The 18,343-nt window shown below is 73.3% G+C and carries 18 protein-coding genes; 4 read left to right on the top strand and 14 right to left on the bottom strand.

What is annotated here, in order from left to right; genetic code table 11:
* Positions 1-138: 138 nt before the first annotated feature.
* A complete protein-coding gene (locus ABZY91_RS30095; protein ID WP_355406001.1) occupies positions 139-1,023 on the bottom strand; it encodes a class I SAM-dependent methyltransferase in 885 nt (294 codons plus the stop codon).
* 116 nt (positions 1,024-1,139) lie between these two features.
* Between ABZY91_RS30095 and ABZY91_RS30100 the strand changes: the two genes are divergently transcribed.
* On the top strand, positions 1,140-1,784 hold the full coding sequence (locus tag ABZY91_RS30100; RefSeq protein WP_355406002.1) for a PhzF family phenazine biosynthesis protein: 645 nt from the start codon (positions 1,140-1,142) through the stop codon (positions 1,782-1,784).
* A 93-nt stretch (positions 1,785-1,877) separates the two neighbouring features.
* Here the strand turns inward: ABZY91_RS30100 and ABZY91_RS30105 are convergent, their stop codons facing one another.
* The 5 genes from ABZY91_RS30105 to ABZY91_RS30125 form a co-directional block, all read right to left on the bottom strand.
* Entirely contained in the window at positions 1,878-2,522 is a 645-nt protein-coding gene (locus ABZY91_RS30105) for a VanZ family protein (RefSeq protein WP_355406003.1), read from the bottom strand.
* Between the two features lie 257 nt (positions 2,523-2,779).
* Positions 2,780-3,145, bottom strand: a complete 366-nt coding sequence (locus ABZY91_RS30110; protein ID WP_329950706.1) for a hypothetical protein — start codon at positions 3,143-3,145, stop codon at positions 2,780-2,782.
* Positions 3,142-4,656, bottom strand: coding sequence for a HAMP domain-containing sensor histidine kinase (locus ABZY91_RS30115; RefSeq protein ID WP_355406004.1), 1,515 nt, complete (start codon positions 4,654-4,656; stop codon positions 3,142-3,144). Before ABZY91_RS30115 ends, ABZY91_RS30110 begins: the two co-directional genes overlap by 4 nt.
* Before the next feature lie 22 nt (positions 4,657-4,678).
* Positions 4,679-4,825, bottom strand: a complete 147-nt coding sequence (locus ABZY91_RS30120; protein WP_355406005.1) for a hypothetical protein — start codon at positions 4,823-4,825, stop codon at positions 4,679-4,681.
* A complete protein-coding gene (locus tag ABZY91_RS30125) occupies positions 4,822-5,499 on the bottom strand; it encodes a response regulator transcription factor (RefSeq protein ID WP_327677620.1) in 678 nt (225 codons plus the stop codon). The genes ABZY91_RS30120 and ABZY91_RS30125 overlap by 4 nt, the downstream gene beginning before the upstream one ends.
* 485 nt (positions 5,500-5,984) lie before the next feature.
* Here ABZY91_RS30125 and ABZY91_RS30130 point away from each other — a divergent pair, with 485 nt between their 5' ends.
* Entirely contained in the window at positions 5,985-6,776 is a 792-nt protein-coding gene (locus ABZY91_RS30130) for a SigE family RNA polymerase sigma factor (protein WP_355406006.1), read from the top strand.
* Positions 6,777-7,151: 375 nt separating this feature from the next.
* Here the strand turns inward: ABZY91_RS30130 and ABZY91_RS30135 are convergent, their stop codons facing one another.
* From ABZY91_RS30135 to deoC, 5 genes are all read right to left on the bottom strand, one after another.
* Positions 7,152-7,787: an ATP-binding protein gene (locus ABZY91_RS30135; protein ID WP_355406007.1), complete on the bottom strand. Its 636-nt coding sequence runs from the start codon at positions 7,785-7,787 to the stop codon at positions 7,152-7,154.
* A 70-nt stretch (positions 7,788-7,857) separates the two neighbouring features.
* Positions 7,858-8,268 carry a hypothetical protein gene (locus tag ABZY91_RS30140; RefSeq protein WP_329882705.1) on the bottom strand — a complete coding sequence of 137 codons (411 nt, stop codon included), beginning with the start codon at positions 8,266-8,268 and terminating at the stop codon, positions 7,858-7,860.
* Between the two features lie 325 nt (positions 8,269-8,593).
* Positions 8,594-9,499, bottom strand: a complete 906-nt coding sequence (locus ABZY91_RS30145) for an aldehyde dehydrogenase family protein (RefSeq protein WP_329882706.1) — start codon at positions 9,497-9,499, stop codon at positions 8,594-8,596.
* Positions 9,492-11,030, bottom strand: a complete 1,539-nt coding sequence (locus tag ABZY91_RS30150; RefSeq protein WP_355406008.1) for an aldehyde dehydrogenase family protein — start codon at positions 11,028-11,030, stop codon at positions 9,492-9,494. Before ABZY91_RS30150 ends, ABZY91_RS30145 begins: the two co-directional genes overlap by 8 nt.
* 5 nt (positions 11,031-11,035) lie before the next feature.
* Complete coding sequence (gene deoC / locus ABZY91_RS30155; protein ID WP_355406009.1) at positions 11,036-12,022, bottom strand: deoxyribose-phosphate aldolase; 987 nt, start codon at positions 12,020-12,022, stop codon at positions 11,036-11,038.
* 202 nt (positions 12,023-12,224) lie between these two features.
* Here deoC and ABZY91_RS30160 point away from each other — a divergent pair, with 202 nt between their 5' ends.
* Positions 12,225-12,902, top strand: coding sequence for a PH domain-containing protein (locus tag ABZY91_RS30160; RefSeq protein ID WP_329882709.1), 678 nt, complete (start codon positions 12,225-12,227; stop codon positions 12,900-12,902).
* Positions 12,903-13,055: 153 nt separating this feature from the next.
* Here the strand turns inward: ABZY91_RS30160 and ABZY91_RS30165 are convergent, their stop codons facing one another.
* The 3 genes from ABZY91_RS30165 to ABZY91_RS30175 all read right to left on the bottom strand — a co-directional run bounded on the left by ABZY91_RS30165 (position 13,056) and on the right by ABZY91_RS30175 (position 16,641).
* Positions 13,056-14,771 carry a phospho-sugar mutase gene (locus tag ABZY91_RS30165; RefSeq protein ID WP_355406010.1) on the bottom strand — a complete coding sequence of 572 codons (1,716 nt, stop codon included), beginning with the start codon at positions 14,769-14,771 and terminating at the stop codon, positions 13,056-13,058.
* A 258-nt stretch (positions 14,772-15,029) separates the two neighbouring features.
* Complete coding sequence (locus ABZY91_RS30170) at positions 15,030-15,851, bottom strand: purine-nucleoside phosphorylase (RefSeq protein ID WP_329882711.1); 822 nt, start codon at positions 15,849-15,851, stop codon at positions 15,030-15,032.
* A 352-nt stretch (positions 15,852-16,203) separates the two neighbouring features.
* Positions 16,204-16,641: a gamma-glutamylcyclotransferase gene (locus ABZY91_RS30175; protein ID WP_329882712.1), complete on the bottom strand. Its 438-nt coding sequence runs from the start codon at positions 16,639-16,641 to the stop codon at positions 16,204-16,206.
* A gap of 78 nt (positions 16,642-16,719) precedes the next feature.
* Between ABZY91_RS30175 and ABZY91_RS30180 the strand changes: the two genes are divergently transcribed.
* Positions 16,720-18,174 (top strand): NAD(P)H-quinone dehydrogenase, encoded by a 1,455-nt coding sequence (locus ABZY91_RS30180; RefSeq protein ID WP_329882713.1) that lies wholly within the window; start codon positions 16,720-16,722, stop codon positions 18,172-18,174.
* Positions 18,175-18,343: the final 169 nt, after the last annotated feature.

Here is an 18,343-nt window from a genome sequence, read left to right on the forward strand (position 1 = left end):
GTCCGCCCGGCCCGGCCGGTCCGGGCGGCAGGCCCGGCCCCGGCGGGCCGACGGGGAGCTGAGCACGGCGGGCGCGTCCGGTACGTCCGGCGCGCCCGCTTCGAGCACTGCCGGGACCTGCCGGGACCTGCGCGGGACCTACCGGGCGGGGACGGTCGCGCGGGCGAGTACGGACAGCTCGAAGGGGCGGAGCGCGTCGGTGCGTTCCCACTCCGCCGGGCCGACCGTCTCGTGCTGCCGGACGTACTCGACCGGGCGGAGCCCGTGCTGGCACAACAGGCGGTCCATCTGCTCGATGCCGAGGAAGGTCCGCCAGGGCTCGCCCTGCTCGGCGGTCGCGGCCATCACCGCGTCCGCGTACGCCGCACCCGTCTCGTCGCGCTGTTCGGGCGGCAGGAGGTGTTCCACCACGAGTTCGGTGCCGGGGGCGAAGCCGCCGACGGCGTCCAGGGTCCGGCCGATCGCCTCCGAGGTGAGGTACATCGTGACCCCGAGCCAGCCGACCAGTGCGGGCCGGTCGAGGTCGAAGCCGGACCGGACGAGCCCGTCGGTCAGTGACCGGGCGGACATCTGCTCGAAGTCGACCGGGACGAGGACGGTGGAAGGCGGCACCGGCGTCCCCGTCGCGAGCAGCAGCTCCCGCTTCCACTCCTGGGCCGCAGGACGGTCGACCTCGAACACCCCGACCCGGCCTGCGAGTTCGGACCGGTAGGCGAAGGAGTCGAGCCCGGCGCCGAGGATCACGTACTGGTCGATCCCGAGGGCGACGAGCCCGGCGAGCCGGTCCTCGGTGTAGCGGCTGCGGGTGACGGCCGTGGTCCGTGCGCCGGCCAGGACGGGGTGGCTGCCGTAGGACCGGTGATAGCCGAGGAGTTCGTCGGCGTGCTCCGCGAGAAACGTGTGGGCCACGGTGTCGGAGAGGATTGCGGGGCCATCGTCGACGAGGAGATGCGCCGCGCGTGCCGCAGCCGCCATGAGAGCCGTCCGGCTCGGTTGTCCGTTGTTCACCATGAAAGCGGACATTACCGATAGATTTTGACAGTATATCACAAAATTAAATATTTCGGAAGTTTATTCAGGCGGTATTTCGATAACGAATTCGGCTCCGGCGCGGGGTCCGATCGGACGAGGGTGAGCAGATGACCGACCACGAAGTGCTGCACGTGTTCTGCGGACCGGACGGCGGGTACGGCAACCTGCTCGGCGTCGTCCGCGACGGGGCAGCCCTTCCCGCCGAGGCCGACCGGCAGGCGTTCGCCCGCGAGCTCGGCTTCAGCGAGACGGTGTTCGTCGACGACCCGGAGCGCGGCGCCGTCGACATCTACACGCCCACCCTCCGCCTGCCCTTCGCCGGGCACCCGTGCGTCGGCGCCGCCTGGCTGCTCGGCGTGGACCGGCTGGTCACCCGGGCCGGCGTGGTCGACGTCCGGCACGACGGCGCGTTCACCCGGATCGCGGCGCCCGCCGCCTGGGCGCCGCCGCGCACGCTCCGGCGCCACGGTTCACCGGCCGAGGTGGACGGGTTGGCGGTGCCGCCGCCGGGTGAGTGGATCTACGCCTGGGCCTGGGTGGACGAGGCGGCCGGTACCGTCCGCGCCCGCGCCTTCCCCGGCCGGGACGACGGCATCGACGAGGACGAGGCCACCGGCGCCGCCGCCCTCCTCCTCACCGCCGAGCTGGGCCGTGATCTGACGATCACCCAGGGGCGCGGTTCGCGGATCGTCACCGGGATCCGCGACGGGGGCCTGATCGAGGTCGGCGGCCGGGTCCGCCGGGCGGACTGAGCTCGGGCGGACCGGGGTCGGACCGACTGCCGAGGCGGGTGTCTTGTCGGAGGAGACGCAGTTCCCGGGGTGCCCGGCGGGCGGCGTCGGGCTTCAGTGACCGCGGCCCGCGACGGGCTCCGCGTAGACGGCGGGCGTAGAGGTGGGCACGGCGGTGGGTGCGGCTGCCGGGGCCTGAACCCGGGCGGACGCCGTGGGTCGTGACACCGGGGGCCTCGGTGCCGTGGGCCTCAGTGCCGTGGGCCTCGGTGCCGGGGCCCGGGGGGCCGTCGCGCGGCGGAGGAGGAGGGAGCGTCCGGCGGGGACCAGGGCGAGGTGGGTGATGCCGACGCCGACGACCGCGAGCAGGATGTGGTCCACGTTGAGGACGTGGCCCGGGGCCCAGGAGGAGAGGAACTCCAGGGCGGTGGCCAGCAGGGCCGAGGCGCCGGTGGTGCGGAGGAAGGACAGCAGCCAGGGCGCCCGGAGACGACCTCCGGCGAGCGGCAGCAGGAGGCCGAGCGGAGCGGGCAGGAGCAGTTCGCCGAGGACCTGTCCCAGGCTGGAGGAGTGCAGGGAGGCCAGCGGCGTCAGGTTGGCGTCGTACACCCAGGCCACCGGCAGCGGGCGCAGCACCAGCCAGCCGACCAGGACCAGATGGAGGGTGAGGCCGAGGAGGCCCACCACCCGGAGTGGGTGGTGGACGGCCGTCGCACGCCCGGTGTGGGCGGCTGTCGGCCGCCCGGTCTCGGTCCGCACGCCGGCACGCTCTGCGCGTGTCCTGGTGCCATCTCGCTGCACGGGAGGAAGGACGTGGGCCGACGGCGCGACGGTTCCACGGCCGGTGCGAACTTTGTGCTGCACGCCGGAGCAGGTCCGGGACCGCGCGCCGGAGCCGCGCGCCGGAGCGAACCCGGAGCCGCTCCGGGGCGCGAGAGACGGCAAAGGGGCGCGCGGGAAGGGGTGGGAGCGGCCGAGGGGATGCCCGGTGGACCCGCAGGCCCGCCGGGCGCCCCTCAGCGGCAGGGTGCCGCGGTCGACGGCGAGGTCGACGGCACCGCGCTGAACGCGTTGTCGGCCGGGGGTGTGGACGGCGTCACCACCACCGGCGACGGCGAGGCCACCCCGGCGCGCGCCGGGGCCGACACCTTCCCCGGCTCGGGGGACCGCGTCGGCGTCACCGCCGCCGGGGGGACGGCGGCGGACGACGGCGTGCCGGGCGCCGTGGGTATCTGCGCGACCGTGGGGCAGGCGGTCCGGCTGGCCGGCGCCCCCGCGTCCACCGGGACGGCGGTGGGGCGGATGCCGCAGCCCGCCGCCAGTACGGCCAGGCCCAGCAGGGCGGCGGCACCGAAGGACCGCCGGTCGAAGGGACGTCTCACGGGGCACTCTCCTCGGGGGCGTCGGCCGGCGGCGGGGGTGGCGGCGACACCGGCAGCGTCAGCGTGAACACCGCACCCACCTCCCCGTTGGCGGCCGTGATCGTCCCCCCGTGGATCTGCGCGTTGGCCATCGCGATGGAGAGGCCGAGACCGCTGCCCTCCGACCGTGCCCGCCCCTTGTCGGCCTTGTAGAACCGGTCGAACACGTGCGGCAGCACGTCCTCGGGGATGCCGGGGCCGCTGTCGGACACCTCGACGACCACCGAGTCCGGGGTCTCCCGCACCCGCACCCGCACCGGCGAGCCCCCGTGCTTGAGCGCGTTGCCGATCAGGTTGGCGAACACCACGTCCAGCCGGCGCGGGTCGACCACGGCCCGGACCCCGCGCGGGGCGTCCAGCTCGACCGCGTCGTACCAGGCCCGGCCGTCGATGCAGGACATGATCAGGTCGGCGATGTCCACCTCGTCGGCGACCAGCTTGGCCGTGCCGGCGTCGAAGCGGGTCACCTCCATCAGGTTCTCCACCAGGTCGGACAGCCGCCGGGTCTCGCTGACCACCAGCCGGACGGCCGGCTCGATCATCGGGTCGAGCGACTCCGCCTCGTCCTCCAGGATGTCCGTCACGGCGGTCATCGCGGTCAGCGGGGTGCGCAGTTCGTGCGACATGTCGGCGACGAACCGCCGGCTCTGCGCCTCGCGCGCGCTCAGCTCCTCGACCTGCTCGTGCAGCGACTCGGCCGTCCGGTTGAACGTGCGCGCCAGATCCGCGAGCTCGTCCGAACCCTCGACCTCCAGGCGGGTGTCGAGGTGGCCCTCGCCGAGCCGCCGGGCCGCGTCGCCGAGCCGCTTGACCGGCCGCAGCACCGTCGCCGACGCGGCCTGCGCGAGCAGCGCCGAGCCGATCAGCGCCAGCAGGGTGGCGATCGCCAGCGACCAGCCGAGGGTGTTGAGGTCGGCCCGCTCGTTCTCCAGCGACTTGAACATGTACGCCGTCGGACCGGTCGACACCACCTTGGTCCCGCCGATCACGAACGGCCGGCCGTCGAGGTTCTGCCGCTGCCAGTAGAGGTGGTACGTGTACGGGTTGGACTCGGTGATCTCGCGCGGCTTGGCGACGGCGGTCTGCAACGGGGTCGGGACGTTGGCGAGCGAGTACCGCGCCGGATCGGAGGAGGCGATGCAGTCCGGCAGGGCCGGGTCGACGACGACCACGTCGTAGGTGAGTCCGGAGCTGGCGACGTAGCCGGCGAGGTCGATCAGGTCGTGACAGGTCGCCTTCAGCGGCAGGTTCGAGACGTTGCGGCTGAGGGAGACCCGGAAGTCCTTGAGCGCGGTGTCCTGGGCGCGCTTGAGCACCGCGTCCCGGTTCAGCCAGTACGCGATGCCGGAGGCCGAGACGGCGGTGAGCAGGGCGACCGCGGCGAACACCGCGATCAGCCGCACCCGAAGGGAGCGCAGCCGTCGCCACGGGCCCGAGGAGAACCGCCGGGTCGTCGTCTGATGGTCAGTCACGGGAGCCTGTCGTTGCGGAAGTTCAGTGCGGGGGTCGGGATATCGCCGGGCCGGTGGGGTGCCCGGTGGAGTGCCCGGCGGGGCGGGTGCCGGTGGAGGCACCCGCGGTGGCGCCGATGGGGGCGGCGGTCGGAGTGCCGATCGGTGCGGTGGTCGGGGTGGCGGTCACGCCGGTGGGTCCAGCCGGTAGCCGACCCCGCGCACCGTGCGGATCAGCGTCGGCGCCGAGGGCACGTCCTCCACCTTGGCCCGCAGCCGCTGGACGCAGGCGTCCACCAGCCGGGAGTCGCCCAGGTAGTCGTGCTCCCAGACGAGACGCAGCAACTGCTGCCGGGAGAGCGCCTGCCCGGGTCGCCGGCTGAGCTCCAGCAGCAGCCGCAGCTCGGTCGGGGTGAGCTGGAGGTCCGCGCCGTCCTTGGTGACCGTCATCGCCGCCCGGTCGATCACCACCGTGCCGTAGACGGAGGAGTCCGAGCTCTCCCGCTCGCCGCGCCGGAGCACGGCCCGGATCCGGGCGTCCAGCACCCGTGGCTGCACCGGCTTGACCACGTAGTCGTCCGCGCCCGATTCCAGGCCGACCACCACATCGATGTCGTCGGAACGGGCGGTGAGCAGGATGATCGGCAGCTGGTCGGTCCGGCGGATCCGGCGGCAGACCTCGAAGCCGTCGATTCCGGGCAGCATCACGTCCAGCACGATGAGGTCCGGCCGCTGCTCCTTGAAGAGCCTCAGACCGTCCTCGCCGGACGCGGCGGTGGCCACGCGGTGGCCCTGGCGGGTGAGGGCGAGTTCGAGGCCGGTCCGGATGGCGTCGTCGTCCTCGATCAGAAGGAGGAAAGGCACGGGCTCATTCTGGCTCACCCGGAGCGGCGAATCACCCCCCACTCGCCCCTGCCGTCACCCGCCCCCGTCCCCCACCGCCCGACCGGGAACCGGAACCCGAGCCACCGGCGTCCGTCAACGGCGGGAGGCCGAGCACGACAAAAGGCCCGGCCCTGTGACAGCCCTGTGACAGTCGACGGACAGCGTCATCACAACCGGCGGGCAAGATTTTCGATGTCGCCGCAGGACAGCGGGCCAACTGGCCGGCTGGAAGGCGGCAACGGAACCGCTCGTACCGAACAAGGGGGCGCACGATGAACGCCATGCTTCAGACCCGGACCAACCCGGCTGTCGGCACCGCGCGTTCGTCAGCGAACACCCACAGGACCCGGTTCGAGGTCAGGACCGACGAGACCTCCGGTGCCGTGATCGTACGGGGGTGCGCACACAGCACCGGTGGAAGTACTGCCGCACGCCGGGTGAGCGGCGGCGGCAGGACGGGGGAGATGTACGGGATCGGCCGTCGGGGGAACGCGGCCGACTCCGGCAACACCCTCACGCTGCGGGGGATCCTCCCCGTCCGCGTCGAGGGCACGGACGCCCCGGGGGGGAACCGGGGCATCGGGGGGACCGGCCTGCGGAAGGCCGACTCGGGGGAGTCGGCCGGCCGCGAGGCCGCCGGTGCGACGCTGCTGCGGCTGAACCCCGCGGCGGCGCGCACCACCGAAGTGGCACAGGGCGGCGCGCGGGAGGAGCGCCCGGCCGTCGCGGAGGACCACGTCACGGAGTTCACCGCGTACGTGCGCGAGCGTCGCGCCTCTCTGTACGCCACCGCGTACCACCTCACCGGTGACCGCTACGAGGCCGAGGACCTGCTGCAGAGCGCGCTCTTCAGCACCTACCGGGCCTGGGGCCGGATCACCGACAAGGCGGCGGTCGGGGGCTACCTCCGCCGCACCATGACCAACCTGCACATCTCCGCCTGGCGGCGCCGCAAGGTCAGCGAGTACCCGACAGAGGAGCTGCCGGAGACGGTCGGCGACACCGACGCGATGGGCGGCACCGAGCTGCGTGCCGTGCTCTGGCAGGCGCTGGCCAAGCTGCCGGAGAACCAGCGGACCATGCTGGTGCTCCGCTACTACGAGGGCAAGACCGACCCGGAGATCGCCGACGTGCTCGGCATCAGCGTCGGCACGGTCAAGAGCAGCATCTGGCGCGCGCTGCGCCGGCTGCGCGACGACGAGCAGCTGAACACCTCGGGCGACACCGGCCGGGCCTTCGGCGAGCTGGTCGCGTAAGGGCCGCAGGGGGCCGCTCCAGGGCGGTCGCAGGGGCCGCCGAGCGCGGCCCCGGGAATGACTCCCGTCGGGGGACGGGTAGCAGGACGGACACGGCACGGAGGCGCCGGCTCGGGGGAGCGGCGCCGCCGGGGGAGGCCGGGACCGTCCGGGGAAGGCGGCGGGCCCGGTGCGGGGGAGACGCACCGGGCCCGCCGTTTCCGTTTTCCCGTTCTCGGGCTGCGCGGTGAGGCAGACCGCGCGGTGGCCGACCGTGACGTGAAGCCGGGCGTGCCGCGAAGGCCGGGCGTGCCGCGAAGCCGTGAAGCCGGCCGTCCGGGGCTCCGGGCCGCCGTGGGCGGCCGCAGCGGGTCCGGCCCGGCCCCTGTCCGGACGTCAGACGGCGGAGAGCTCCTGGGAGGCCGCCACGCGGATCCGGCGCTCGGCCTCCGGCCCGGCGCAGGGGTGCGCGCCCAGCGCGACCTGCCGGCCGATGATGGTGCGCTCGGCGCGCATCAGCCGCCAGCCGCGCCGCACCAGCACCGGAAGCGACTTCCGGCCCTCGCGCACGTCCCGGCGCAGCCGCCGCCATGCGGTGGTGAGCGGACCGTTGCGCAGGCAGAGGGCGTCACCCAGCAGGCCCTCGGCGGCGCATTCGCCGACGATCTCGGCGGCGAAGATGCCCTCGGCGACGAACGCACCGGCCCCGTCGAGGTCCAGTACCCGGGTGGCGATCCGTCCGTTGTCCGGGATCGAGTACACCGGCACCTCGGACCGGCCGGTCCCGTACAGGTCGCGGATGGCCGCGACGGCCTGCTCGCGGTGCCAGGAGAGCGGGGAGTCCCAGTCGACCGCGCCGTCGGGCAGCAGCGGGAGGGTGGGGTCGTCGCCGTCCTTGTAGAAGTCGTCGAGCTGGAGCACCGGCAGGGCGCTGCGCTCGGCGAGCGAGGACTTCCCCGAACCGGAGGGCCCGGAGAGCAGGACCACCCGGGCGCGGGCTATCGGCACAGGGTTCAGCGGGGAGTCACTCACGGGACACCAGTCTGACGCATCCGGGCCGGATGCCGAAACCGGTCGGACCGAACTGTCCGCATCCGTCGGGTCAGACGGTCTTGAGGACCTCCGGCGCGGTGAGTGCGGCGTGCACCAGCGGCAGGTAGCGGCTGTCGACCTGGAGGTAGACGGGGTGGCCGTCGCCGGGCGGTCGGTAGGCGGTGGCGGCCCAGTCCTGGTCGTGCCAGGTGCCGGGCTCGGGGTCGTGGAAGGTGCCCCCGGCGGCCAGTTCGGTGCGACCGCCCTCGGACGAGCCGAAGGTCACGACGGCGGCCCCGGGGGTGATGCGGAGCTTGCCGTTGACGTAGACGGGCTGCCAGCCGGGACGTTCGGAGCGGGCCGAGCAGGGGACCTTCGCGGTGCGGCCGGCGGCGAGGCGGCGGCGGGCACGGGCCACGAACAGCTTGCGGAGGAACCCGTCCGCGAACAGCGCCATCATCTCCGCCACGAATTCACCCACGGCAGCGTCCCCCTTGATCGTTTCCGGTACGGGCGATTCTGGCCCGGGGTGCGACCGGGCGGGGACCACCGAACGGCTCGACGTCCCGCGACGAAAGTCGCGCGGACGGAGGGGTGGGCCGGGAAGGGGGCGAGCCGGGGGGGGGCGAGGACCGGGAAGGGGCCGCGCCCGGCCCGGAAAACCGACGGACCCGCGCCAGGGGGGGAGAGGCGCGGGTCCGTCCTGTGACCGTCCGGGCCCTGGGGGGGTGAGGGCACTGGGGACGGCCAGTCTGTGGAGTTGTTACTCGTGGCTACTCAACGTAACCGTAGGGCCGACCGGGAGGTCAGATCCCCATCGGGTGCCAGACCGTCTTGGTCTCCAGGAACGAGAGTAGCCGGTCCGTACCGGGCGCATTGGTCCAGTCCTGGGCGAACGGGTCCAGCTCCGGGCGGATCACCCTCTTCAGGGTATCCGCGGCAAGTGCCTCCAGCGAGGCCGCCGCGCCGGGACCGTCGTCGGCGATCGCGCCGGTGAGGTCCACCGCGTTGACGTCCTGGTGGGAGGCCAGGGTCGGGGCGATGTCCGAGGTCCTGCCGGAGATCAGGTTGACCACGCCGCCGGGCACGTCCGAGGTGGCCAGCACCTCGCCCAGCGACAGGGCCGGCAGCGGGGCGTCGGCCGCGACCGCCACCACCACGGTGTTGCCGGTGGCGATGGCGGGGGCGACCACCGAGACCAGGCCGAGCAGCGAGTGCCCGTAGCCGGCCTGCGGGGCGACGATCCCGACCACGCCGGTCGGCTCCGGGGTGGAGAGGTTGAAGTACGGCCCGGCGACCGGGTTGGCGCTGCCCGCGATCTGGGCGACCTTGTCGGTCCAGCCCGCGTACCAGACCCACCGGTCGATCGCCGCGTCCACCAGGGCGGCGGCCTTCTTCGGGCCGATGCCCTCGGAGAGCGCCACCTCGGCCGCGAACTGCTCGCGCCGGCCCTGCAGCATCTCGGCGACCCGGTAGAGCACCTGGCCGCGGTTGTACGCGGTGGTGCCGGCCCAGCCCTTGACCGCCGCACGGGCGGCAAGGACGGCGTCGCGGGCGTCCTTGCGGGTGCCGAGCGGGGCGTTGGCGAGCCACTCGCCCTTGGAGTCGGTCACCTCGTACACCCGCCCGCTCTCGGAGCGCGGGAACTTCCCGCCGACGTACAGCTTGTAGGTCTTGAGGACGTCAAGACGCGCGATGGTGGTCTCAGACATCGAGGTAGGCCTCCAGACCGTGCCGGCCACCCTCGCGGCCGTAGCCCGACTCCTTGTAACCGCCGAACGGCGAGGTCGGGTCGAACTTGTTGAAGGTGTTGGCCCAGACCACGCCGGCCTTCAGCCGGTCGGCGGTCCAGAGGATCCGCGAGCCCTTCTCCGTCCAGATGCCGGCGGAGAGGCCGAACGGCGTGTTGTTGGCCTTCTCGACCGCCTCGGCGGGGGTGCGGAAGGTCAGCACGGACAGCACCGGGCCGAAGATCTCCTCCTGGGCGATCCGGTGGGCCTGGCTGACGCCGGTGAAGATGGTCGGCTTGAACCAGAAGCCGGTGCCCGGGAGCTCGCACTCCGGCGACCAGCGGTCCGCGCCCTCGGCCTCGCCGGCGTCCGTCAGCTCGGTGATCCGCGCCAGCTGGGCGGCCGAGTTGATGGCACCGATGTCGGTGTTCTTGTCCAGCGGGTCGCCGACCCGCAGGGTGGACATCCGGCGCTTCAGCGCGTCCAGCAGCTCGTCCTGGATCGACTCCTGGACCAGCAGGCGCGAGCCCGCGCAGCAGACGTGCCCCTGGTTGAAGAAGATGCCGTTGACGATGCCCTCGACCGCCTGGTCGATCGGCGCGTCGTCGAAGACGATGTTGGCGGCCTTGCCGCCCAGCTCCAGCGACAGCTTCTTGCGGCTGCCGGCCAGCTGCTTGGCGATCGCCCGGCCGACCGGGGTGGAGCCGGTGAAGGCGACCTTGTTGACGTCCGGGTGCGCGGTGAGCGCGGCGCCGGTGGTGCCGTCACCCGTGACGATGTTGACGACGCCCTTCGGCAGACCGGCCTGGCGGCAGATCTCGGCGAAGCGCAGCGCGGTCAGCGGGGTGGTCTCGGCCGGCTTGAGGACGACCGTGTTGCCGGTGGCCAGCGCCGGGGCGATCTTCCACGCCAGCATCATCAGCGGGAAGTTCCACGGGATGACCTGGCCGGCCACGCCCAGCGGCTTCGGGTTCGCGCCGTAACCGGCGTAGTCCAGCTTGTCCGCCCAGCCCGCGTAGTAGAAGAACCAGGCGGCGACGGTCGGGATGTCGAAGTCGCGGGTCTCGCGGATCGGCTTGCCGTTGTCGATCGACTCCAGCACCGCCAGCTCGCGGCCGCGCTCCTGGATGATCCGGGCGATCCGGAACAGGTACTTCGCGCGCTCGCTGCCCGGCAGCGCCGACCAGTCGGTGAAGGCCCGGCGGGCGGCGGCGACCGCGCGGTCCACGTCCTCCGCGGTGCCCCGCGCGAACTCGGCGAGCACCTGCTCGGTGGCCGGGTTGACCGTCTTCAGGGCCTCGCTGCCGGAGGAGTCGACGAACTCGCCGCCGATGAAGTGGCCGTACGAGGTGGCGATGTCGCCGGCCGCGGCGGGCGACTCGGGGGCGGGGGCGTAGCCGAACAGCCCGGCCGGCCTGACGGCCTGCGCCGCCTGTCCGGCCGGTTCTGCCTGCGCCGCCTGTCCGGCCTGCCCGGTCGCGGGCCCCGCGGTCTTCTTGGTGTTCTTGGCCATGATTCTCAGTCCACCGTCACGTAGTCGGGACCGGAGTACCGTCCGGTGGTCAGCTTCTGCCGCTGCATCAGCAGGTCGTTGAGCAGGCTGGAGGCGCCGAAGCGGAACCAGTGCGGGGTCAGCCAGTCGTCGCCGAGGGTCTCGTTGACCATCACCAGGTACTTCATCGCGTCCTTGGTGGTCTTGATCCCGCCGGCGGGCTTCACGCCGACCTGGACGCCGGTCTGCGCGCGGAAGTCGCGGACCGCCTCCAGCATCAGCAGGGTGACCGGCGGGGTCGCGTTGACGGCGACCTTGCCGGTCGAGGTCTTGATGAAGTCGGCACCGGCCAGCATCGCCAGCCACGAGACGCGGCGCACGTTGTCGTACGTCTGCAGCTCGCCGGTCTCGAAGATGACCTTGAGGTGGGCGGAGCTGCCGTCGGCGCGCCTGCACGCCTGCTTGACGGCGACGATCTCGTTGAAGACGTCCAGGTACCGGCCGGAGAGGAAGGCGCCCCGGTCGATCACCATGTCGATCTCGTCGGCGCCGGCCGCCACCGCGTCGGCGGTGTCGGCGAGCTTGACCGGGAGCGCGGCGCGTCCGGCGGGGAAGGCGGTCGCGACGGAGGCGACCTGGATGTCGGTGCCCTGCAGCGCGGCCTTCGCGGTGGCGACCATGTCCGGATAGACACAGATGGCGGCGACACGGGGAGCGGTCGGGTCGGTGGGGTCGGGGTTCCTGCCCTTGGTGCACAGCGCGCGCACCTTGCCGACCGTGTCCGCGCCCTCCAGCGTGGTCAGGTCGATCATCGACATGGCCAGGTCGATGGCGTACGCCTTCGCCGTGGTCTTGATCGAGCGGGTACCGAGAGTGGCGGCACGCGCCTCCAGGCCGACCTGGTCGACACCGGGCAGGCCGTGCAGGAAGCGACGGAGCGAGGCCTCGGACGTCGCGACGTCCTGGAGACCGCTGCCCGCAACGCCGGGGGCATTGGCTGCAAGAGTGGACATAGTCACCACACCAGCATATCTACGCGCGTAGCCAACCGCTAGACCGGAGACCTATCGATGCCGGACCGAGATCTGACCGCCCACCCGGCCCGACGTGGGGGCGGATTGCGGCGGGGCCACCCGATGCCGGGAGGAGTGACCGGGGCCGAACCGTGATCGCGGACCCTGTGGGCGGCGGGGGGCATGGGGCAGAATCGTCGGCATGACCGAATCCGACGGCAAGCCCCACCAGGGCTCGGCCGGCTCCGATGGGGAGCCCGTGTACGCCGACCGCGTGTACCGCTCCGTTCCCGGCGTGATCTCCGGGGTGCTGTTGTTGGCCGTGGCGGCGTGGCTCATCGGGGACGCGGCGATCAACGGGAGCGGCAAGACGCCGTGGGTGTCCCTGGCCGCCGTGCCGGTGTTCGTGCTCCCGGTGATCGCGTACACCCTGCGGCCGGCGGTGCTGGCCAACGAGCGGCGGCTGGTGGTGCGCAACCCGCTGCGCACGATCATCGCGCCGTGGGCCGCCGTGGACGCGCTGCGGGCCGGGTACTCGGTGGAGCTGCTCGCCGACGGCCGGAAGTTCCAGGTGTGGGCCGTGCCGGTGTCGCTGCGGCAGCGCAAGCGGGCCGCCCGGGCGCGCGAGCACGGCGGGCGGCAGCACGCGTCCCGGCTCGGGATGGTCTTCGGCCAGGCGTCGTCCGGGGCGGCGGTGCAGGGCTCGACGGACCCGAACCGGGCCTGGTCCGACCAGGTGGTCGGCGTCCTCCAGGAGACGGCCGAGCGCAACGCCTCCCGTCCGGACGCGGCCGGCCCGGTGCAGGTCCGCTGGTGCTGGTGGATCATCGCCCCGACCCTGGCCGGGCTGGTGGCCCTGATCACCATCATCGCGGTCTGACCGCGCCCCCCGACCGAGAGGGCCCGCCGATCCGGCGGGCCCTTCGTCGTACCGCCGGGACGGCGCCGTCGCGGCCCGGCCGGGCGCGGCGCGTGGACGCGACGAGCGCCTCCCGGCCCGTGCCGGGAGGCGCTCGGTCGTGCGTGCGGTCGGTCAGGCGTCGATGCCGGCGGCGGCGGCCAGGTCGCGCTTGACGGCGGCGAGGAGGGCGGCGGCCCGCTCCCGGGCCGGGGCGAGGTCGGCGGCGGTGGCGACCGGGAGGACGACCTCCAGGTAGCACTTGAGCTTGGGTTCGGTGCCGGAGGGCCGGACCACGATGCGGGCGGAGCGGACGGTGTCCCCGGCCAGGTAGTAGCGCAGGCCGTCGGTGGCCGGCAGGTCGGCGGAGCCCTCGGTGAGGTCGTCGGCGCGGGTGACGGTCAGCCCGGCCAGCTCGGCGGGCGGCTGCTCCCGCAGGCGGCGCATGGCGTCGGCGATCAGCGCGAGGTCCTGGACCCGGACGGAGAGCTGGTCGGTGGCGTGCAGGCCGTGCTCCAGCGCCAGGTCGTCCAGCAGGTCGGTGAGGGTGCGGCCGGACCGCTTGAGGGTGGCGGCCAGTTCGGCGACCAGCAGGGCGGCGGTGATGCCGTCCTTGTCGCGGACGCCCTCGGGGTCGACGCAGTAGCCGAGCGCCTCCTCGTAGCCGTAGCGCAGGCCCTCGGCACGGGAGATCCACTTGAAGCCGGTGAGGGTCTCGGCGTAACCGAGCCCGGCGGCCTCGGCGATCCGGCCGAGCAGCGAGGAGGAGACGATGGTGGTGGCGAAGGTGCCGGCGGCCTGCTTGGCGACCAGTGCGGCACCGAGCAGCGCGCCGACCTCGTCGCCGCGGAGCATCCGCCAGCCGTTGGTGCCGCTGCCGGCGCCGCCGTTGGCCGGGACGGCCACCGCGCAGCGGTCGGCGTCCGGGTCGTTGGCGATGACGAGGTCGGGGCCGACCGAGGAGGCGGTGCGGAAGGCGAGGTCCATCGCCCCCGGTTCCTCCGGGTTGGGGAACGCGACGGTCGGGAAGTCGGGGTCGGGCTCGGCCTGCTCGGCGACCACGGTGGGCGCGGGGAAGCCGGCCCGGCGCAGGGCGGCGACGAAGGTGTCGCGGCCGACACCGTGCATCGGGGTGTAGACGACGTCGAGGTCGCGCGCGCCGTGCGGGTCGACGATGGAGGCGGCCCGGTCGAGGTAGGCCTCGACGACGGACTCGTCGACGGTCTCCCAGCCGCTCCCGGCGAGCGGGACGTCGGTGAGCGAGCCGATGGCGTCGATCTCGGCGGCGATGCCGGCGTCGGCGGGCGGGACGATCTGCGAGCCGTCGCCGAGGTAGACCTTGTAGCCGTTGTCCTGCGGCGGGTTGTGGCTGGCGGTGACGGTCACGCCGGCGGCGGCGCCGAGGTGGCGGACGGCGTAGGCGAGCACCGGGGTGGGCAGCGGGCGCGGGAAGAGCGCGGCGCGAAGGCCGGCTCCGACCACCACGGCGGCGGTGTCGCGGGCGAAGTCGTACGACTTGTGACGGGCGTCGTAGCCGATGACGACGAGGTCGCCGAGGCCCTGCTGCTTGACGTAGGCGACCAGGCCGGCGGCGGCCCGGATGACCACGGCGCGGTTCATCCGCATCGGGCCGGCGCCGAGTTCGCCGCGCAGCCCGGCGGTGCCGAACTGGAGGCGGCCGGCGAAGCGGTCGGCGAGATCGGACCAGGCGAGCTTCGCCCGGGACTCGGCCTCCGGGTCCTCGGCGTCGGCGAGCAGCGCGGACAGCTCCTCGCGGGTCTGCGGGTCCGGGTCCTCGGCCAGCCAGGTCCGGGCCCGGGCGAGGAGGTCGGTGGTGGTTGCCTGCGTCATGGCTGCAGCTCCATCGGGAAGTGCGTCGGTGGTACGGCCGGAGGGGCGAGCGAGGCCGGGTGGCCGGAGGGTTCCGCGTGACGTGCCTGGGGTTCTGCCGGGCGGGCGGGGGAGGGGCGCATGCGGACGGGGCCCGCGGGCGGACGTGATCAGCGGATCGGTCGATCAACGGATCACGGTCGCTCGCGGACCCCGTCGCCCGGGCGGCGTACGCCGGACGCCCTGTGTGGGGGGGCGTCCGGTACGGGCCGGAGCGGCTCAGATCCGGTCGAGGACCTTCGCCAGCAGCGCGCCCATCCGCTCGGCGGAGGCCTTGCCGGCCTCCAGCACCTCGGCGTGGTTGAGCGGCTCGCCGGTCATGCCGGCCGCCAGGTTGGTGACCAGGGAGATGCCGAGCACCTCGGCGCCGGCCTCGCGGGCGGCGATGGCCTCCAGGGTGGTCGACATGCCGACCAGCTCGCCGCCGATCACCCGGGCCATGTTCACCTCGGCCGGGGTCTCGTAGTGCGGGCCGCGGAACTGGACGTAGACGGCCTCGTCGAGCGTCGGGTCGACCTCGCGGCACAGGTCGCGCAGCCGCTTGGCGTAGAGGTCGGTGAGGTCGACGAAGTTGGCGCCGACGATCGGGGAGTCCGCGGTCAGGTTGATGTGGTCGCTGATCAGGACCGGCTGGCCGGGGACCCAGCCGTGCCGCAGGCCGCCGCAGCCGTTGGTCAGCACGATGATCCCGCAGCCGGCCGCGGCGGCGGTGCGCACGCCGTGGACGACGGTGGCGACGCCGTGGCCCTCGTAGTAGTGGTTGCGGCCGAGGAAGATCAGCGCGCGCTTCTCGCCGATCTTCACCGAACGGATCGTGCCGGCGTGGCCGGCCACGGCGGGGGCGGGGAAGCCCGGCAGGTCGGTGACCGGGAACTCCGCGACCGTCTCGCCGAGGGCTTCGGCGGCCGGCACCCAGCCGGAGCCCATCACCAGGGCGACGTCGTGGCGCTCGGCACCGGTCAGCTCGCGGAGGCGCTCGGCGGCGGCCTGAGCGGCGGCGTAGGGGTCGGCGGAGACGACCGACTGAGGAGATGCGTTCACACGACCGAGGATAGACGGGAAACGGCTACGCGCGTAGAAAATCCTGGTACGACGTGCCGGATCGTTACCCGGATGGCGTGAACGTACAGCTCCGGGACACCTGGTGGGGGGTGCGACCCGGAGCAAGGCACAAACCCGGTGGCGAGCCGCCGGCCCGGCGGGCGTCACGGGCGGGCGGGCCGCGGGGCGGAGCGGGCCGCGGGCCCGGTCGGCGGGCCGGTGGGGCGGGCCCCGCGAAGGGGTCGGGGAGCGGTCCGGAGGAGTAGTGCGGGCGGCGGGGGGACCGCCACCCCGGGGGCCCGGGGGGAGGCGGCCGGCGGGCGGGGTGCCCGGGCCGCGCCCCCGGAGGCGGTCAGCAGGGGCGGCGGCGCAGGTCCAGGACGTAGTCGTCGGGGGCGCCGGCGCTCTCCGCCGCGTCCGCGATCAGCCCCAGGTACCGGGCGGCGGGCAGGCCGCCCTCGTAGTCGTTGAGCACGTACGTCCAGACCGGCACGTCGCCGTCCAGGGTCTGCGCGCGCAGCTTGATCTTGCGGTAGATGCCGAGCTGGACGCCCTCCCAGCGGTCGAGCCCCTCCTCGTCCATCGGCGCGACGTCGTAGAGCGAGACGAAGACCTGGTCCTTCTCGTCCTCCACCACCGTGGCCAGCGAACCTTCCCAGCCGAGCTGCTCGCCGCCGAAGGTGAGCCGCCAGCCGGACAGCCACCCCGTGGTGCGCAGCGGTGAGTGCGGGGCGCGGCGGGTCATCTGCCGGGCATCGAGGTTGGTGGCATACGCGGCGTAAAGGGGCATGGGGGGAAGACTACGTTCCTCGGGCGATCGGGCAGAAGCCCCGACCCCGGCGTGGCAGCGCTCCCGGCGTGCGGGACAATGGTGGACGTGACTCGGATCGTGATCATCGGTGGCGGACCCGGCGGATACGAGGCGGCCCTGGTGGCGGCCCAGCTCGGCGCGGAGGTGACCGTCGTCGACCGCGACGGCCTGGGCGGATCGGCGGTGCTCACGGACTGCGTGCCGTCGAAGACGTTGATCGCGACCGCGGAGGTGATGACCACCTTCGACAGCTCGTACGAGGAACTCGGCATCATCGTCGCGGACGACACTCCGCACATCGACAGCCCGGCCCGGGTGGTCGGCGTGGACCTGGGCAAGGTCAACCGCCGGGTGAAACGCCTGGCGATCGCGCAGTCCCACGACATCACCCAGTCCGTCACGCGGGCCGGCGTCTCCGTGCTGCGCGGCCGCGGCCGGCTCGGCACCGGGGGCCAGGCCGTGGACGGCTCCCGCGAGGTGCTGGTGGACGCGCCCGACGGCAGCGTCCAGTCGCTGCGCGCCGACGCGGTGCTGATCGCCACCGGCGCGCACCCGCGCGAGCTGCCGGACGCCCAGCCGGACGGCGAGCGGATCCTGACCTGGACCCAGGTGTACGACCTGGAGGAGCTGCCGCGCGAGCTGATCGTGGTCGGTTCCGGTGTCACCGGCGCCGAGTTCGCCGGTGCGTACCAGGCGATCGGTTCCAACGTCACTCTGGTCTCCTCGCGCGACCGGGTGCTGCCGGGCGAGGACCCGGACGCCGCCGAGGTGCTGGAGGAGGTCTTCCGCCGTCGCGGCATGAACGTGATGAGCCGCTCGCGGGCCGAGAGCGCCAAGCGGATCGGCGACAAGGTGGAGGTGACCCTCTCCGACGGCACGGTGATCGAGGGCACGCACTGCCTGATGGCCGTCGGCTCGATCCCCAACACGGCGGAGATGGGCCTGGAGGAGGCCGGGGTCAAGCTCAACGACTGGGGCCAGATCCAGGTCGACCGGGTGTCCCGCACCTCCGCCCCGGGCGTGTACGCGGCCGGGGACTGCACCGGCGTCTTCATGCTCGCCTCGGTGGCGGCCATGCAGGGCCGGATCGCGATGTACCACGCGCTCGGCGACGCGGTGCAGCCGCTCAACCTGAAGACCGTGGCCTCCAACGTCTTCACCGACCCGGAGATCGCCACCGTCGGCTACACCGCCGCCGACGTGGAGTGCGGCAAGATGGACGCGGTCGAGGTCAAGCTGCCGCTGCGCGGCAACCCGCGGGCCAAGATGCAGGGCATCCGGGACGGCTTCGTGAAGCTGTTCTGCCGCCCGGGCACCGGGATCGTGGTCGGCGGTGTGGTCGTCGCCCCGCGGGCGAGCGAGCTGATCCACCCGATCTCGCTCGCGGTGGACGCCAATCTGACCGTCGAACAGGTGGCCAGCGCCTTCACCGTCTACCCGTCGGTCTCCGGCTCCACCGCCGAGGCCGCCCGCCAGCTCCACATCCGCAAGCGGGACGCGGGCGAATCCTGAGCACCCGGGGCCCAGTTGAGGGCGGTCGCCGTTCGGCGGCCGCCCTTTGCGCAGGCCGGGGCGTCACCCGGACGGCGGGCGCAGTTCCGGGTTGCTGACGGCGCGTATTGTACGGTCACGCGCCGCTCTTGCGTGAGCAATTCCCGCTACTAGCAGCAAACGCCTGAAA

The organism is Kitasatospora sp. NPDC002965 (assembly GCF_040611255.1).
Lineage (GTDB): Bacteria > Actinomycetota > Actinomycetes > Streptomycetales > Streptomycetaceae > Kitasatospora.

What these genes read in the sequence shown, in the direction of transcription:
- ABZY91_RS30095 (WP_355406001.1), bottom strand. Translation starts at nt 1,023, where the DNA reads ATGTCCGCTTTCATGGTGAACAACGGACAACCGAGCCGGACGGCTCTC.
- ABZY91_RS30100 (WP_355406002.1), top strand. Translation starts at nt 1,140, where the DNA reads ATGACCGACCACGAAGTGCTGCACGTGTTCTGCGGACCGGACGGCGGG.
- ABZY91_RS30130 (WP_355406006.1), top strand. Translation starts at nt 5,985, where the DNA reads ATGTACGGGATCGGCCGTCGGGGGAACGCGGCCGACTCCGGCAACACC.
- ABZY91_RS30145 (WP_329882706.1), bottom strand. Translation starts at nt 9,499, where the DNA reads ATGTCTGAGACCACCATCGCGCGTCTTGACGTCCTCAAGACCTACAAG.
- ABZY91_RS30150 (WP_355406008.1), bottom strand. Translation starts at nt 11,030, where the DNA reads ATGGCCAAGAACACCAAGAAGACCGCGGGGCCCGCGACCGGGCAGGCC.
- deoC (WP_355406009.1), bottom strand. Translation starts at nt 12,022, where the DNA reads ATGTCCACTCTTGCAGCCAATGCCCCCGGCGTTGCGGGCAGCGGTCTC.
- ABZY91_RS30160 (WP_329882709.1), top strand. Translation starts at nt 12,225, where the DNA reads ATGACCGAATCCGACGGCAAGCCCCACCAGGGCTCGGCCGGCTCCGAT.
- ABZY91_RS30165 (WP_355406010.1), bottom strand. Translation starts at nt 14,771, where the DNA reads ATGACGCAGGCAACCACCACCGACCTCCTCGCCCGGGCCCGGACCTGG.
- ABZY91_RS30175 (WP_329882712.1), bottom strand. Translation starts at nt 16,641, where the DNA reads ATGCCCCTTTACGCCGCGTATGCCACCAACCTCGATGCCCGGCAGATG.
- ABZY91_RS30180 (WP_329882713.1), top strand. Translation starts at nt 16,720, where the DNA reads ATGGTGGACGTGACTCGGATCGTGATCATCGGTGGCGGACCCGGCGGA.